Raw genomic sequence first — 17,484 nt, forward strand, 5'->3', positions numbered from 1 at the left:
CCCGCTGCGCGGCCTTTCAGTCAGCCGCCATGTGAGCGGCTCTGGCGGATCTTCTCAGCGACGGTTTTTGGAAGATTATCGATGTACTTCTCGGGCTCGGACGTGAACTTGTCGATGCAAGGTGGACAGCAAAAGTAGATTCGGACCCCGTGGAAATCCGTGTAGACTTTCGGGTCGATCTCACCCCCCATCACCGGACAAAGCGTTTGCTTTTCTGTATCCCGCGAATCGGCGTCGCGAATCTGTTTCTGGATCGACTCCGGCAGCTTGGGAATGTACTTCTCGGGTTCCGCTCGGAACTTCTCATCACAACCCCAACAGCAGAAGTAGATCTTGGCACCCTTGTAATCGATAAATACTGTCGGATCGATTTCGCCTCCCATGACCGGGCAGTGCGTCTGGACGATTGCGCTCTGTCCAGCAGAGGATTGACCGACGGGAGCGGATTCGCCACGCGCCTTCATGGGATCGGAATCGTCGACTGCAAATCCGCGGACCGTGAACAAACTCGGCTTACCAGCTAGCTGCATCTGGCTGTCGATGGCGAAATTTCCGCGGGTGACAACCGGCTCGCCGCTACGAAGACCGGAGAAAATCGGGTAATACCCCTCGCCGTCCTCTGCCTGCGCGAGCGGACCGAGGGTGACCTCGACGCCGCGGTACGTGGCGGGAGCCGTTTCGACGTAGACGAGCGCACGCTCGCCGGTCTGCATGACTGCATCGCGCGGGGCGCTGAGCACGGGGAATGGACTGGTGGGCTTCGAGTACTGGGGCAGCTCGCCGACAGGAACCATCGTCATCTGGCAAAGCGGACAAGGGCCGGGTTCGTCCGCCGTTTCCCATGGATGCATCGGGCAGGCATACGCGCCCCTCGGCGCCGGAATGGTCCCTTCTCCATCGGGGCCCAATGCCGCTTCGATCTCCGCCGTGACCCACATCCCGGGCTTGAGACGCAAATCCGGATTGTCGACATGAATGCGCACGTCCACCGTTCTGGTCTTGGGATCGACGGAAGGATCGACGAAGAAGATTTCTCCCGTGAACGTCTCGCCGGGCAGTGAGCGCGTGGTCACACGCACTTGCTGAAACGGCTTGACCCAGGGCAGGTCTGGTTCGTAAAGGTCGACGAGCAGCCAGAGATTGCGCAGATCCGCAATGGTATAGAGCGGATCGCCCGTCTTGACGTACATGCCCTCCATGGCCTGTTTGGCGAGAACGGTCCCGCCCAGGGGAGCGTAGATGACCAGATGCATCAAGGGTTGCCCCGATCGCTCAATGGCTGCGATCTGATCGTCCGTGATGCCGAGCAATTCGAGTTTCCGCCGAGCGGCATCGAGGAGCTGGTCTCCGTTGCGGCGCGTCAGCGTACCGGAAGCACCTGCTTGGGGCCGGGTGGCGCGCAGGGCCTGGAGGTACTCCTCCTGCGAGGAGAGCAACTCCGGGCTGTAAATCTCAACGAGATGATCCCCTTTGGTCACGTGCATGCCGGTGAAGTCGGCGAAGAGCCTGTCGATCCGTCCGCCAACCCAGGCACTGACCATTTTGTATCTTGTCTCGTCATATGCGATCCGGCCCACGGTGCGAATGCGCCTGAATAGGAGTCTCTCTCGAACGGGTTCGGTTTCGACCTCGGCAAGTCGGCGGGCGCGGTCGCTCAGCTTGATCTCGAACGAGCCTGTACCGTTGCCGCCGGTGTCGATGCGCTCGCGCTTCATGCCGCAGACTGGGCAGCGGCTGTTCGGATCGGAACTACCCTGATCGCCGCATTCCGGCATTGTGCATCGGTACCATGCCTGGTCGGGGCTAGTTTCCTCCGCGTTTTCACTGTGTTCATGACCCCCGGTTTGCATGAGGCTCGACGATGACGCGGGTTGGAGGCCGATTTCCTCGTTCCCCTCGTATTGGGGAACGAGCTCCATGCCACAGATGGGACACTTGCCCGCGTGGGACTCTCGTACTTGCGGATGCATCGAACATGTCCAGTACTCGACTTCCCGCTCTTCGAGGGACTTTGTCGTCGACGTTGTTCCTTGAGATGGCAGCCGCTCGGCTGCGCCGGACAGTCGCCAGGTCGCCCAAACGGCGAAGAGTCCGCAGGCGAAGAGAACAAGGGACCATCGCATGAGAATGGAGCGGAGCTCCTGTGTTGTTGGAGTTGCTCTTTCGGTCATCGGCTATTCTCCGGTCGACGCGTCCGCGTCGCTGTCAGGTATCAGTTGCACGCCTGCCTCGCGCTGCAGCTCTGCAAAGGCCGTCTCGAGGTTGGCTGTCTCTCGGTGCCGCATCAGTTCGAACTCGAGCCAGCGTCGCCATGCGTCGATCAGCGTAACGAAGTCAGCATTGCCCGACTGATAGCCAATGAGCGTAACCTCGTAGGCCTGACGCGCTTCAGGGATCAGTTCGGCATTCAGAACCTCGAGCGAGTGACGAGAGGCCTGGATGCGCGACCAGGCGTCAAACACGCGAAACGCGGTTTTGTTCCGGGCGTCGGCCAACTCGCTCTCCGAGGAAGCCAGCCGTTCACGGGCTTCATGTATCGCTCCCTGAACTCGGCCGGACCAGATTGGGAGATTGACTTGAAACGTCAGGGCCCAGTTGTCGTCGCCAACCTCGCTCTTGCGGTTGATCGGGGGGCGTTGACCGGTCGTGATATTGAGCGGCGGAATATACGCGTCCCTGCCTTCTAGATAGTTCCATTCAAAACCCAGGGAGATATCAGGCCAGTATCCCAATCGGGCGAGTTCCAATTGCTCCTGGTTCTGATCAATGCGCCGTTGAAGCATCGCCAGCGAGGGATTGTGATCGGTGGCCAGCGCCATCACGCGATCCACATCGCCGGCGATGTCGCGAGCCGGAGTAGCTGTAGTCTGGCGTACATCGCTCTGTGCTGGCTGAGCCCGCAGTTGATTCAGTGAAGCCGCGGCGGCATTCCTCTGTTTGCCAAGACGAAACTCGTCGTCGCGAAGCTTGCCGAGTTCCGTATCGACGCGAAGCAGGTCCTGTTGCGGAACCCCGCCAACTTTGTACCGCGTCTCGACGACACTCCGCAGATCCTCGATCAGTTGCCGGTTCTCGCGAGTAATCTCGAGGAAGCGATCGATGCGATAAACCTGCCAGAAGGCAGTCTCGACATCCGCGACAAGTTGCTGGCGGCGCATGTTGAGTTGCTCGAGCGCGACGCGAGCTTCCGCGGCGGCGACATTACCCGCTCGCTCAAGCCTGGCCAGGAGGGGGATGGTCTGGTTAACACCCAGTGTGAAGTACATATCCCCTGCGGCCGTCTGGATTGGCTCTGGCCGGACAGCCGCGCGAATCGTGGGGTCTGGAAGCGAAGTGACCTGCGGAATCCTTCGAAGCTTCGCCTGGGTATCGGATATGGCCGCCTGGATACCCGGGTTGTTCCTCAAAGCCTGTTGGACATATTGGTCAATTGGTCGAGCCGGTTCCGCCGAGAAGACTTCCTTGGATTCGCCGAGCTCTGGGGGCGATTGCTGATGGGCAGGTCGCATTTCCCCCCACGCCGCCCGGGGTCGTTGCCAATCGTGGAGAGCGCGAGTCACTTCGCTTTGCGTCTTGTTGAATGTGGCGCATCCGGTGACGAGGACGCCGGCCGGGAGAAAAATGCGCACGAGACAAGCGCGATGGACAAACCTATTCATGGAATCACCTCTCCTGCTCGGGAGAATTGCCCGCCAAGTCCAAGTGGCCCTCAGCTCGGGGTGGTCGCGGTCCTGATCCAGGTATGCGCGCAGCGAAACACTCCTGCGCGATGAGCAGGAAAGATCAGATGATCAAGATGATGCCGGAGAGCGGCGCGAGTGCCGGCGGAGGCCCGTGGGCAAGATGCCCGCTGAACTGACGCGTCAGTCTCGGGCCAAGCTCACTTTCAGTCGCGACCGCAAGATAACCTGTGTGGACCAGACGATATGCAAAAGGCACCGTCGGAATCGGCGGCGCGAAATGGATGTCCGTGCAGGCACAATGGCGCGGCGAATCGGGCGCCTTCTGCTCAGGCTCACGCTCGGCGGGCTTCTGGCACCCACACCGACATTTCCCGGCGGCACAACAGCAGCACCGTTCGGCTGAGGGCTCGGCCGCTGCCCGAGCGGAGGCGCCGGGAGACGGAAGCGGCGAAAGTACAATCGCCAGAATGAGCATAAACCGATTCATCACAAATGGTTGTACACTGCGCCGCCCCGGAAAGCAAACTCCGCAGTACCGGCCCCTCGATTCCGACCTCGATGCGGTTTTCCGCCGAAGCCGTTTCTTCGTATTGGGGCTCCCGGAATATATCCTTCGGCCCCCTTTCGGACCGGACCCCTGAATTAGGCAGGGATCCTGACGTTGGGGTCGACCTCGCGTTGCGCCGAATTCACTTTCAATCCAGAAAAGATTCACGATCCTGTGCGATCCACTGCAACAGGCCATGTGGGAAATCCACTCACACTTTGTTTTTGCGATGCAGGAGCGATCAACATGCAACCTATTGATATCGATAAACTAATGGAACTTCGAAAGCAGAAGACCGACTTGGCGGTTATCAACGTGCTGCCCAGCGAACGATTCCGCCGACGCCATATTCCCAATTCTCAGAAGATTCCACTGGGCGCGTCGGATTTTGCTGAACAGGTGGAGAAAGCTGCCGGCGGGCGCGACAGGCCTGTGGTCGTATATTGCGCTAGCGAGGATTGCGATGCGTCGCCGAAGGCCGCCGCCAACCTCGAGAGCGCCGGCTTCACGGACGTGTACGACTTCACCGGCGGGATGGAGGCGTGGCAGGAAGCCGGCAGGCCCGTTCAGGCCGGGTGGAGCCCCGAAGACTGACCTGCCCCATCCGAACCCTTGCACGGTTGTCGGTGGGCGGGCATGGGCCGCTCGTGTCTGGGAGCCAACGATTGGTGTGGGTCTCATTCCAGCAGTTCAATCGACTGAGGGTCGGCCTCCGCCTGCCCACGGCAACAAGAGCGCGGTTGTTGCGGGCGCTCCGGCTCGCCCCGCGTTGACGCACTCCGGAGCGAACGGAGCCCCGCGGGATGATCGCCGCAATTTCATTGCTGGTCGCACTGAGCATATCCATCCTCATCAATCGAATTGCAACGGCGGCGCTGACGCATACCGGACTTTCGCGAGAGTCCGCTCGCTTTCAAGCCCGTTCGGCTTTTTCCGGCGTGGGTTTCACGACGAACGAAGCAGAGAACGTGGTCAACCATCCCGTTCGCCGAAAGATACTCATGTTCTTGATGCTCTTGGGAAACGCGGGAATTATCACCGTTATTTCCTCGATGATCTTGACCTTCGTTGATCCCCGTAATAGCGAGTCGAGCCTTCTGCTGCGCGCCGCCGTCATCGTGGCTGGAATTGCTGTTCTCTGGACCGCGTCCTACAGCAAGTGGCTTGATCAGCACCTCTCGCGCATCATCCGCTGGGCGCTGGCTCGCTGGACTGATCTCGACGTGCGCGACTACGCCAGCCTGCTGCATCTCGGGGGAGACTACTCGGTCATGGAACTTCTGGTGCAGCCGAACGACTGGATGTCCGGACGAACACTGGCCGAACTCGGCCTGCGCGAGGAGGGTGTACTCGTTCTGGGAATCCAGCCTCGAAGCGATGCTTATGTTGGGGCGCCGACCCGCAACACGCGGATTCATCCGGGTGATACGATGCTGCTCTACGGGCGCGATCGCACGCTGGCGTCATTGGACCGTCGGAAGAAGGAAATCGGCGGACAGCTTGCCCATGTGGATGCCGTTGCCGAGCAGCGTCGAATTGAAGAGGAAACGGATCGCACACTGGAAAAGCGTGAGCGGTCCTTGGGTGATGTCGGGGAAAGCGGCGGATCAGCCGTTGCAGGCGATCAATGAGCGTGCCCGCCTTCGGCGGGTGCGGCTGGATCGACATTGCCAGCCTTCTGCATAAGTGAATCCGAGTGAATGAGACTGTAAACCGCAGGAACGAGGACAAGCGTAACCAGCGTTGAGAAGAGCAAGCCACCCACGACGGCACGAGCCAACGGAGCTTGTGCGTCGGCGCCCTCGCCTATGCCCAGTGCCAGGGGCAGGAGCCCGAGGATAGTCGTCGTCGTTGTCATCAGTATGGGGCGCAAACGTCGGCGGCCGGCAACGCTCACGGCCGCTCGGGTATCCATGCCCTCACGCCGAAGCCTACCAGCCTGATCAACCAGTAAAATCGCGTTGTTTACAACAATTCCGCCCAGCATAATGCACCCGATATACGACTGGATATTCAGCGTGGTGTCCGTCAGGAAGAGTGTCACGAGAACGCCGATGACGGCCATGGGAACCGACATCATTACGACGATCGGGTCTCTCAAGGACTCATACTGGCAGGCCAGCACCATGTAAACCAGAACCACGGCCATGGCGAGCGTAAGAAGTAACTCCTGAAATGCCTCCTGCTGTTCTTCATAGTTTCCGGCGAGTCGGAATTCATATCCGGCCGGTCGAGGAATGGCCGCCAGCATAGCCTGTATGTCACTTGCAACGCTTCCGAGATCGCGATCGGCAATGTTGGCCGTTACGGTCGCCAGACGTTGCTGGTCCTTACGATCAATCTGGATCGGACCGCGGCTGGCTGTCGTGGAGACAACGTTGCGAAGAGCCACCTGTTCGCCGGAAGAGGTGCTCAAGGTCAGATCGAGCACCTCATCGATCGACTTCTTCTCGGCATCTTGGAGTTGCACGAGGATGCGGTGAGAGTCCCCCGCGCTGCGGAATTCGCCTGCTTCCGTCCCTGCTACCGCCGTCTCCAGGGCCTCGGCAACATCACGGACGCTCAGCCCGAGATCGGCAGCTTTCTCGCGATTGACGGAAAGCTCCTCCTGGGGAATGCCTGCCTTGCGACTGATGTCGATGTCGGTCACGCCCGGGACGTCACGAATGCGCTCGGCGGCGCGCTCCGCCAATGCATCGAGCACGCCCAGTTCATAACCCCGAATCTCCACGATGATTCCTTCCGATCCGCCCAGAATACGATCGAGAAGAAACTGCCCCTGCGGAGCACGTACGCGGATCTCCATTCCGGGAATGTTGCCCAGAAGTCGCCCCCGCAGATCATCGGCCACGGCGATATTCGATCGGGTCCGCTGCGCGACAGGAAGCAAGGAAATCCGCAGGTCAGCCTCGGCGTTTTCCTGTGCCTCCGCGACGATCGCCACGGCTTCGGGCACCGCCTCGGTAACGATTTCTTCCATGCGCCTCGTCTGCCGATCGACAAGCTCCAGCTTGGTACCGACTTCCATCTCACCGCTGACGCGTACTTCTCCTTCGTCGCTGGGCGGTAGAAACTCGGTTCCGATGAGCGGAATGAGCAGAAGGCTGGCACCCAGCAGGACTGCGGCCGTTACGCAAGTGAGTATGCGCGCCGACAGCACGGACCGCAGGAGGTTGGCGTACGCGTCATTCAGCGCATCGAAGGCTCGCTCGCTCATGTCCGACAGCCGTCCGATCCATGCCCAGCGGCCGGCATGCCTGCGATGAAGCTCCTCGGGAGACTCGACCAGCCTCGAAGCGAGCATGGGAATCAGGGTTAGCGAAACCAGCAGCGAGCACGCCAGGGAGAAGACAATGACGAATGCCAATTCCTGGAAGAGGATCCCCGTGACGCCACGGACAAAGACCAGGGGGAGAAAAATGACCAGCGTCGTGATGGTGCTGGCGATCACTGCCGACGCCACTTCACCGGTTCCCCGAACGGCCGCCTCATATTTCCCTTCGTGCTCTTGATCGCGTCGGCGGAATATGTTCTCCAGGACGACGATCGAGTTATCCACCATCATCCCGACGCCCAGCGCCAGGCCGCCCAGGGTCATCAGGTTCAGCGTAAAGCCGCCGAAGAACAGCACGGCGAACGTCGCGATGACCGAAATGGGAATAGCCAGGGAGATGACGATCGTGCTGCGAATGTTTCGAAGAAAGAGCAGAAGCACGACGATGGCCAATCCGCCACCGTAGAAGACGGAACGGGCTACGTTGGCGATAGATCGCTCGATGAAATTCCCCTGATTGATCACCGGCACGACCTTGATGTGCGGATAGGCGGCGTTGATTTCCCTGATTTCTTCCAGGATCCGTCGCGAAACCTCCACGGTGTTGGCCGTCGCCTCCTTGCGGATGGCGACGCGAATGCCCCGAACGCCGTTGATACGCTCGATCTCTGTCAGCCTTTCGTACGTGTCCAACACCCGGGCGATCTGGCCGATGGTCACCGGCGCCCCCTGGCGCATGGCCACGACCGTACCCCGTATCTCGCTCATGTCCTCAAACTCCGCCGGTGCGCGTAGGGTCACTTCGTAGCGCCCCTGTTCGATACGTCCGGCGGGAAGGTCCAGGTTGGCGTCTCGCACTGCGGAGAGAACGAGATTCAGGGGGATGTTGAGAGCATTGATTTTGGTTTCGTCTATCTCGATGCGAATCTCGCGATTGAATCCTCCCCACAGGTCCACCTGGGCTACGCCGGGAATGCGGCCGAATCGATAGCGGACCTGGTCCTCGACAAGTTCCGTGAGCTCGACGGGGTCCATGTCGCTCGAAACACCGAGCAGGACCACGGGAAAGCTGGCGACGTCAAACTTGCGTATGCGGGGACGCTCGATCTCCTCCGGCAGTTCGTTTAGCTCGTCCTCGAGCGTGGATCGGACATCGATTGCCGCCTCGTCGATCTCGGTGCCCCATGCGAACGTAACTCGGACGGAGCTCCGCCCTTCTTCCAACGTACTCGAAATCTCCTTGACGCCGGTAACGGTGGCGACGATCTCCTCGATGATTTGCGTGACCTGCTGCTCGATGACCTCCGGGCTAGCCCCACGGTACTCGGTTCGAATGGTCAGCGTGGGGAGCTCGACGGAGGGCAGAAGATCGATGCGCAAACGGTGCAGTGCGAAGGCGCCGATCACGATCACGATCAACGTGATCATGGTTGTCGTAATGGGTCGGTTTACGCAGGCGCGCGGGAGATTCATTCGAATTCTGGTTCCGCGGTTTCAGCTACCGTAATCGCGGCGCCATCTTCCAGAAGATGCTGCCCGAGAACCACGACGTAGCCGGTCAGCTGCGGACGAATGATCTGGACGCGATCACCCCGTACAATCCCGGTTTCGACGGGATGCTCCGAAACAAGGCCCTTATCCACGTCCGCCGCAAATACCACCTCCCGACCACCTCGCTGCACAAGTGCGGCAGCCGGAACAATCGTCTCCGCATGCGCCTCGCGCAGTACCACGCGCACGCGAACGAACATGCCGGGACGAAGCAAGTGACGCGGGTTTTCCACGCGGAGCTCGATGAGCGCCTGTCGTGATGACTCACGGAAGACCGGGGCGATTCGGATGACTTCCGCTTCGAATTCTTCACCCGGGCGGGCGTCCGTTGTCAGTGTCGCCTCCTGTCCGACTTTCAGCTGAGCGTAGTCCCCTTCCGTAACAGAAACGACCGCCTTAAGCGGGTCGAGCCCCACGATTGCCAAAATGGGATCGCCGGGCTGCAATGTGTCGCCTGCGTCTTCGTAGCGCATCCCCACGGTTCCACGATCGGGGCCGCCTTGCCAGGCAGCGCGCACGCTCGTGTATCCGAGTTGGATGTTGGCGATTTCGAGAGCCGCAGCCGCCTGTCGCACCCGTGCCTCGGCCAAGGCCACTGCGGCCTTACGCGATGCTAGTTGGGTCGTGACCTCGCTGAACTCGACCTCCGAAGCCACGCCGCGCTCGCGCAAGGCATCAAGCCGATTGAAATCGTAGGTTACCCGGTCGAGTTCTGCTTGAGCCTGGAGCAGCTCAGCTTTGCGCACGGCGAGTTCAGCGTTCGCCTGCGCCGCGGCCTGTACGAACTCCTCGTCGTCCAGCTCGGCAACGACCTCGCCCCGTGGAACATCATCCCCCAGATCCACGTTGATCTTCCGAATCAGGCCGCCAACTTTGGCGGCGACGTCGAACCGCGTCGATGCTTCGAGCGTACCGCTGAGGACTCGTATATCCTGCATCAGCCCACTTCCCACCGGAGCGATTTCAACGGCGATTGGAGCCCGAGACGCCCCTTCTTTGGCAGAATCGGGCGCTGAATGCCGAACCAGTGCCCGCCAGGCTACCAGGGCCCCGGAAACAACCACGAGAATTCCAACAAGTGCCGCCCCGCCGTGAGATCTCATGCCCCGATTATTACAAGTTCCCTTCCGGTGGCCACTTGCTATCCGAAGGCCGGCAGATTTGAAGAGACAGCTTAATTTCTCGCTGTTACGGTCGCCTGACTGTTGCAGATCGAGACGAATACCTATTCTATTGGTTGCCTGGGAAGAACGGACCGAGACGCTGGCGCAACGACTGGTCGTTCCTTCCCCGCTAATGCCCGGGCGCGGAGAATTCGCGGCGTGTCTCCCAAGGGTGACGCTTCGTTTATCGACAGGGCGTTGGATCCGGTCCCGCGACCACTTCGGGGGCTAGTCCGGCTTGCGCTTGGCATTAACCGCTTGGAGGATGCCTATCGTCGAACTCGCTTTCGTTTGCAAACAAACGAGGACTTGTTTGAGCAATCGTTGGACAGTTTGGGCGTGACGCTCGGCGTTTCCAATGACGAAATGGCGCTGATTCCTCCGGAGGGACCGCTACTCATCGCGGCGAACCACCCCCATGGAATGCTCGACGGCTTGCTCCTCGCAGCAGCGGTCAGCCGGGTGCGCACAGATGTGAAAATCCTCGCAAACACGATGCTGGGGATGATACCCGAGCTTCGTGAACATCTGATTACGGTTGATCCGTACGGCGGGCCGGAAGCTCATGTCTCAAATATCGGCGCCATGCGCGCGGCGGCGGAATGGCTGCGGCAGCGCGGCGCCCTGATCGTATTTCCTGCCGGGGATGTGGCGCACCTGCGGCTGTCCTCCCGTTCCGTGGACGAATCGGAATGGAGCCCGACCGTAGCCCGTCTCATCCGTCGTTTCGAGGCAACGGTTGTCCCTGCTTTCATCGATGGAAGAAATAGCTCTGCCTTTCAGTTCCTTGGATTGCTGCACCCGCGCGTTCGTACCGCGTTGATGGTTCGCGAGCTCTTGAACAAGCGGGGCTCCACAATCTGGTTGCGCCTCGGGACCCCCATTCCAGTCCAGACATCGAAACGTCGGGAGTCTGCGGCGTCGTTGACGGGATATATGCGGTTTCGGACCTTTCTGCTTGGTCGAACGCACTCTGCTGCTCCACCGGTTCCTCCGAATCGAACGCTGGCTCCTGTGGCGGCGCCGGAGCCGATCGAGAATGTTCGACGAGAAATCGGTGAGCAAGGTGAGTTCGAGCTGGTCAGAGCGGGCCCGCTTCGCGTTTATTGCTGCCCGGCGGCGCGGATCCCGCGCGCGTTGCGGGAAATCGGCCGTCTGCGGGAATGCACATTCCGGGCCGTGGGAGAAGGCAGCGGCCTGAGCATCGATCTCGATCGATTCGATTCATACTACCAGCACCTGCTGCTCTGGGATGATGAGCGAGGGCAGGTGGCCGGTGCATATCGGTTGGGACTGACGGACGAAATTGTCGCGCAATTCGGCATCTCCGGTTTGTACACGAATACGCTATTCCGCTACGGCAAGCGACTCCTGAGGCAACTTGGTCCCGCCGTCGAGTTGGGACGCTCGTTTGTGACGCCCGAGTATCAGCGCTCGTACGCCGCTTTGCTGCTGCTGTGGAAGGGAATCGCGGCGTTCGTGCGACTCAATCCCCGTTATCGCGTGCTGCTCGGTGCGGTCAGCATCAGCGCCGAATACGACTCGATGACAAAGCGACTGTTGATGGCCTTCCTCCGCGCAAACCACCGTGACCGTAATCTCTCGGGGCTGGTCATCCCCCGCCGGCCGCCGCGTTTTCCTCGTTTGCGTCCGGCCGAGACCCGGCTCCTGAAGGTAATGGCTAGAACCATCGATGACGCAGAATCGCTGGTTCGTGAAATCGAACAGAACCGACGTGGCGTCCCCGTGCTCGTACGGCAATATTTACAGCTCAACGCCAAGCTGCTCGGCTTCAACATCGATCGCGAGTTCGGAGACGTACTCGACGGACTCTTTTACGTCGACCTGACGCGGGTCGACAAACGAGTTCTTGCCCGCTACATGGGGCTGGAAGCAGCGGAGGCGTTTCTTTCCGCACATGCTTTACCTGTCGCCCAGTCTCTTGGCACATACGAGCCGGTTTGAAGTGTTCGCCGAGTCGCCAAACGGAGTGAAAGCGTGAAGCGTGGCTAAGCATGGAGGCCAGAATCGGCTTTGTGCCGATATGGCGTCGTCAAGAATCGGTATGCCCACCGCAAGGGTCAACAGGGAAGCGGTCAGTCAGAATTGCGATGTCGGCCCAAACCCCCGATATTCGAAGACTCCCGTACTCGGGAATCTCAATGGCCGATTCGCGTTGCGGTTCCGCAATGGTCATGAGATAGTACCGTTCCCCGATAAGATCTTAGCCACGATGAAGGCGCTCCAGGTACCGCAATCCGGGTCCATTGGCATCTCATTTGCATTGCTTCGGCGCAAGAAGCTGGAGCGCGGGGTATCCGCGTGTTGTTCAGGAGCGCAGAGAGTCGCCTTCTGACGGGCGGGCAGCGGGCGTCTCGTCGTCTTTGTGAGCTGGTGGTTTATGGGCAATAGCGACGAATCCCGATCCGCGTTTTCGATCGTCTCGAGGGTCGCGATCGGCATCCTCTTCGCTATCATTGTCGTGGCACTGCTGCTTTGGCTGGCTGGGACGTTTCAACCGAAGATCGACACGCACACCAATGTGACATCAGCCGGGGAGGATCGGGCGACTTTGCCTCCCGGTGCGGATTTGGTTGCGGCAAGAACAATCAGTGTCCAGCGCGAGGAACCCTCTGTCGGGACCATTCGGGCCGTTCATGAGACGACCCTTTCTTCAAAGCTCCTGGCCAAGGTCGTCGAAGTGAGCGTCAAGGCGGGGCAGCGGGTTTCCCGGGGCGACATTCTTGTCCGTCTCGATGACGCCGATCTTCGCGCCCGTCTCGAACAGGCCCTGGCATCGGCCGGTGCCGCCCGCGCCGCACGTGATCAAGCCAAGATCGAATTCGACCGCGTTTCGGAGCTGCGCGAGCGAGGTGCGGCGGCGAAAATCGAGTGGGATCGGGTCGACACGGACTTGAAGACCGCAGAAGCCAACTTGGCGCGTGCGGAGCAAGCCGTCGCGGAGGCGCGCGAGATTCTGAGCTATGCAACGATTGCCGCGCCGATAACGGGCGTTGTAATCGACAAGAAAGTGGAGGCGGGTGATACCGTCTCGCCGGGACAGCCCCTTGTGACGCTGTTCGACCCAGAACATATGCAGCTCGTGGCCAGCGTTCGGGAATCGTTGACGCGACGACTATCCGTCGGACAGACAGTCAATGTCGAGATCGATGCCCTCGACCTGCGGTGTCAAGGTCGAATCAGCGAGATCGTGCCCGAGGCCGAGTCGACCAGTCGCACATTCTCGGTGAAGGTCACCGGTCCCTGTCCGCCGGGCATCTATTCCGGAATGTTCGGCCGCCTGTTGATTCCGCTGGGTGAAGAAGAGGTTCTGGTGATTCCCCAAGCCGCCGTGCGACGGGTCGGCCAACTCACCACCGTGGATGTAGCTGATAACGGTGCAAAGGAGCGCCGTGCGGTTCAGCTTGGTCGGACGTTTGACCAAGACGTCGAAGTGCTCTCGGGGCTGCGACCCGGGGAGCAGGTGATTCTGCCTGACGCCGACGGGAGCGCGTCCTAGACATGGCGGCTTCGGGAGCGACACCTTCGAGCGAACGGCACCATGACTTCACCAACGCCGTCGTATCCGCCTTCCTAAATTCCAACCTTTCGCTGATCCTGATTCTCCTGGCCGCCGCCGTCGGATTGACTTCGCTGTACGTCACACCTCGGGAGGAAGATCCGCAGATCGTCGTTCCGCTGGCAGACGTGTTTGTCAGCTTTCCGGGGCACTCGGCGCGGGAAGTGGAGCAGCTTGTCGCCACCCCCCTGGAGAAACTCCTCTTCGAGATCGACGGCGTCGAATACGTCTACTCCATGTCGCGGGATGAGCGGGCTGTCATCACCGTTCGCTTCTACGTCGGAGAAGATCGCGAACGAAGCCTGGTGAAACTCTACAAACGGATGGACGAGAATATCGACATCGTTCCCCCGGGTGTTGCGGGCTGGGTGATCAAACCGGTCGAAATCGACGACGTGCCCATCGTCACCCTCACCCTGACGAGTGCCACTTCGAGCGATTTCGTCTTGCGCCGAGTCGCCGAGGAGATGGCCCGGCGACTGGCCGAGGTACCGGATCTCTCTCGAGCCTACGTGATTGGCGGGCGAGGTCGCGTTGTTTACGCTTATCTGGATCTGGACCGGATGCAGGCTTACGGACTTGCGCCGCTGGAAATTCGTTCGGCCCTCCAGAGCACCAACGTCTTTGCGGTTTCCGGCGAATTCACCCGGAACGATGAAGTGTTCCAGGTGGCGGGCGGGATGCCCGTAACGTCATCGCGGGAATTGCCTGAACTCGTAGTCGGCGTACACGACGATCGGCCGGTCTTTCTCAAGGACGTGGCCGATGTCGTCGACGGCCCCGACGAGGTCGAAGCTTATGTCCGTCACGCGTGGGGACCGGCGGCAGGTTTCGAGATGCACGCCGGTTCGGCAGGCACGCCGCTCTCGGAATCGGTGGGAATTTCAGTGGCTGAAGTCCCCCACGCCGCTGTGACCGTCGCTGTGGCCAAGAAGCGGGGCACAAACGCGGTCAACGTGGCCAATGCGGTTCTCACTGCGGCGCGTGAGCTCCAACAGCAGATGGTTCCCGACGACATCGACGTCATCGTGACGCGCAACTACGGCCGAACTGCGAACGAGAAGGTCAACGAGCTCGTCGAAGCGCTTGCTGTGGCGATCGTGATCGTCATTGCGCTGCTCACACTCGGCATGGGCTGGCGGGAAGCGCTGATCGTCGCGCTGGCGGTGCCCGTGGTCTTCGGGCTTACTCTGACCGTCAATCTACTGCTGGGTTATACGATCAACCGCGTGACGCTGTTTGCATTGATTCTCTCCCTGGGCTTACTGGTCGACGACCCCATCGTCGACGTGGAGAACATCTCCCGGCATTTCGTCCTGCGTGGCCGGGCAACGCGCGAGATCGTTCTCGAGGCCGTCGCCGAGATTCGCCCTCCACTGATCACGGCCACGCTCGCCGTGATCGTCTCCTTCCTGCCGATGTTCTTCATCACAGGCATGATGGGGCCGTATATGCGTCCAATGGCCCTGAACGTACCGGTGGCCATGCTTATGTCGATGGTCGTGGCGTTCACCATTACGCCCTGGCTCGCGTTTCACTTCCTGAAGCGCGGCAGACCTGAAGGGCCCGGCGAAGGCGAATCGGAGTCTGATCCGCACGACATCGGAAAAATCAGGAATACGGCGCTGTACCGCTTCTTCTATCCGCTCATGGCGCCATTGCTTCGCTCGCGAGCTGCCTCGTGGGGTTTCCTGGGCGTCATCGCCCTTCTGACGGCACTCGCAGCCATGCTGGCTGCGACACGGCATGTGCCGCTGAAGATGCTCCCGTTCGACAACAAGAACGAGTTGCTTCTCGTGCTGGACTTCGACGAGGGGACCACCCTGGAGCGGAGCGATGCCGCGGTTAGGTCGTTTGAGTCCTTTCTGGCAAGTGTGCCGGAGGTCGCCGACTTTGTCTCCTACGTCGGCGTTGCTTCGCCCATGGATTTCAATGGAATGGTTCGCCATTACTACTTGCGAAAGGGCCCCAACGTTGCGGAGATCCGTATCAACCTTGTCGGCAAGAAGAACCGGCGTGACCAGAGCCATGGGATTGCCCTGCGAATACGCGATCCGCTTACTGATATCGCCAGCGCACATGGTGCAAGTCTCAAGATCGTCGAGACGCCTCCGGGACCTCCCGTGATTGCGAGCGTTGTCGCAGAAGTGTATGGCCGGCCGGATCACACCTATGAGCAGATCATCAGCGCCGCTCACACGGTGCGGACGCGTCTGGCGAAGGAACCCGGGGTCGTTGACGTAGACGATTCCGTTGAAGCGGACTGGACGAGGCTGACCTTCGTGCCCGACCAGGAAAAAGCCGCCATCAACGGCGTCAGCGTAGAGGACATTGTTGAGTCGCTTCGGCTCTGCCTGGAGGGCGCAGAGGCCGGGATCGTGCACGACCCGTGGGAACGCCAGCCGCTGATGATCGAACTGCGCCTGCCGCGTTCCTTGCGGTCCAGTCGCTGGGACTTGGGCCAGATTCGCGTGAAAGGGCGAGGAGGGAATCTCGTCGCGCTGGCCGAACTCGGGCGTTGGGAAGAGTCGCGTGTCGCCAAGACGATTTACCACAAGAATCTTCAGCGCGTTGTCTACGTGTTCGCGGAGACGGCGGGACGGCCCCCGGCCGATGTCGTCGTCGATGTGCTGGCCGACCAAACGAGAGAGCCGCCACAAAATACCGGGACAGCTGACGCCGGCGGGGTCGAACAAGCGCAGCCGCTTTCCGTCGACAGGCGTACGTTCTTTGATTCCGGAGGAGGGATCGCCTGGTGGATTCCTGGGGGATTCCGCGCTGACTTCTCGGGCGAGGGCGAATGGAAGATCACGCTCGATGTCTTCCGCGATCTGGGCCTGGCTTTCGGCGCGGCCCTTGTCGGCATCTACGTTCTGCTCGTGGCGCAGACAGGCTCATTCATGATTCCGGTCGTGGTCATGCTGGCCATCCCGCTGAGCATCCTCGGTATCATGCCCGGATTCTGGCTGCTCAATGCGCTTGCCGGCGGGCAGATCGGTGCGTACGCCGATCCCGTGTTTTTCACAGCCACAGGTATGATCGGCATGATCGCCCTCGCCGGCATCGTCACCCGCGACGCGATCATCCTCGTCGACTTCATTCATCTTTCGATGGCCCGCGGGCGGACGCTCTTCGACGCGATCATGGAAAGTCGGGTCGTGCGTTTGCGCCCCATTCTGCTCACCGCCGGCACGGCCATGCTTTCGGCTGCCCCGATCACGATCGATCCCATTTTCTCGGGTCTGGCCTGGTCGCTCATCTTCGGCCTGTTCGCGTCCACGGTCTTCACGCTGTTCGTGATTCCAGTGGCCTATTGGTTGCTGCATGCTTCCCCCGACGACCGGGCAAATGCGAGCAGATAGACCAACTGAGCCGCGTCAGGTCTGACGCTTCCTCACGCCGCCGAGAGGAATGGCAAGGATCGCGCAGGACAATCCCGTCAAGGGAGCGTCGCTCTCCTCTCGACGATTACGCACCATTCACCCAGATTTCATCGCGATCTCAGGCGGCCTGCGTAATTAAGAATCGACCACGATGGTTGATGGTGTCATACTCAAGGGACGAACACCTTTTGAATCCGTGGCCCGTGGTCCGATGTGGTCGGGCGCGACTGGTACTTAAAAGGCTGCGCAGACTGAGTTTTTCGGATTCGCGAGGCAAGAGATAGCCCACTTGATACGTTGGCA

General features: G+C 60.4%; 9 protein-coding genes. 5 read left to right on the plus strand and 4 right to left on the minus strand.

The features are described 5' to 3' along the window. Nucleotides 1–20 precede the first annotated feature (20 nt). Together J5J06_10765 and J5J06_10770 are read right to left on the minus strand one after the other, a co-directional pair. Nucleotides 21–2,171, minus strand: coding sequence for an efflux RND transporter periplasmic adaptor subunit (locus tag J5J06_10765; protein MCO6437559.1), 2,151 nt, complete (start codon nt 2,169–2,171; stop codon nt 21–23). Between the two features lie 3 nt (nt 2,172–2,174). Next, nucleotides 2,175–3,659: a TolC family protein gene (locus tag J5J06_10770; protein ID MCO6437560.1), complete on the minus strand. Its 1,485-nt coding sequence runs from the start codon at nt 3,657–3,659 to the stop codon at nt 2,175–2,177. Between the two features lie 817 nt (nt 3,660–4,476). Between J5J06_10770 and J5J06_10775 the strand changes: the two genes are divergently transcribed. Together J5J06_10775 and J5J06_10780 are read left to right on the plus strand one after the other, a co-directional pair. Further along, a complete protein-coding gene (locus J5J06_10775) occupies nt 4,477–4,824 on the plus strand; it encodes a rhodanese-like domain-containing protein (GenBank protein ID MCO6437561.1) in 348 nt (115 codons plus the stop codon). Between the two features lie 209 nt (nt 4,825–5,033). Next, nucleotides 5,034–5,861: a TrkA C-terminal domain-containing protein gene (locus tag J5J06_10780; GenBank protein ID MCO6437562.1), complete on the plus strand. Its 828-nt coding sequence runs from the start codon at nt 5,034–5,036 to the stop codon at nt 5,859–5,861. Here J5J06_10780 and J5J06_10785 read toward each other — a convergent pair. Then, nucleotides 5,855–8,977 carry an efflux RND transporter permease subunit gene (locus J5J06_10785; GenBank protein MCO6437563.1) on the minus strand — a complete coding sequence of 1,041 codons (3,123 nt, stop codon included), beginning with the start codon at nt 8,975–8,977 and terminating at the stop codon, nt 5,855–5,857. The genes J5J06_10780 and J5J06_10785 overlap by 7 nt on opposite strands. Then, the gene (locus J5J06_10790; protein ID MCO6437564.1) at nt 8,974–9,993 is read right to left on the minus strand and encodes an efflux RND transporter periplasmic adaptor subunit; all 1,020 of its coding nucleotides are present in this window, start codon (nt 9,991–9,993) and stop codon (nt 8,974–8,976) included. Before J5J06_10790 ends, J5J06_10785 begins: the two co-directional genes overlap by 4 nt. Before the next feature lie 516 nt (nt 9,994–10,509). Here J5J06_10790 and J5J06_10795 point away from each other — a divergent pair. The 3 genes from J5J06_10795 to J5J06_10805 all read left to right on the plus strand — a co-directional run bounded on the left by J5J06_10795 (nt 10,510) and on the right by J5J06_10805 (nt 17,160). Beyond that, a complete protein-coding gene (locus J5J06_10795) occupies nt 10,510–12,183 on the plus strand; it encodes a lysophospholipid acyltransferase family protein (GenBank protein MCO6437565.1) in 1,674 nt (557 codons plus the stop codon). Between the two features lie 436 nt (nt 12,184–12,619). Further along, nucleotides 12,620–13,738, plus strand: coding sequence for an efflux RND transporter periplasmic adaptor subunit (locus J5J06_10800; GenBank protein ID MCO6437566.1), 1,119 nt, complete (start codon nt 12,620–12,622; stop codon nt 13,736–13,738). Nucleotides 13,739–13,740: 2 nt separating this feature from the next. Continuing rightward, nucleotides 13,741–17,160 (plus strand): efflux RND transporter permease subunit, encoded by a 3,420-nt coding sequence (locus tag J5J06_10805; protein MCO6437567.1) that lies wholly within the window; start codon nt 13,741–13,743, stop codon nt 17,158–17,160. Nucleotides 17,161–17,484 lie beyond the last annotated feature (324 nt).

The organism is Phycisphaerae bacterium (assembly GCA_024102815.1).
Lineage (GTDB): Bacteria > Planctomycetota > Phycisphaerae > UBA1845 > UBA1845 > JAGFJJ01.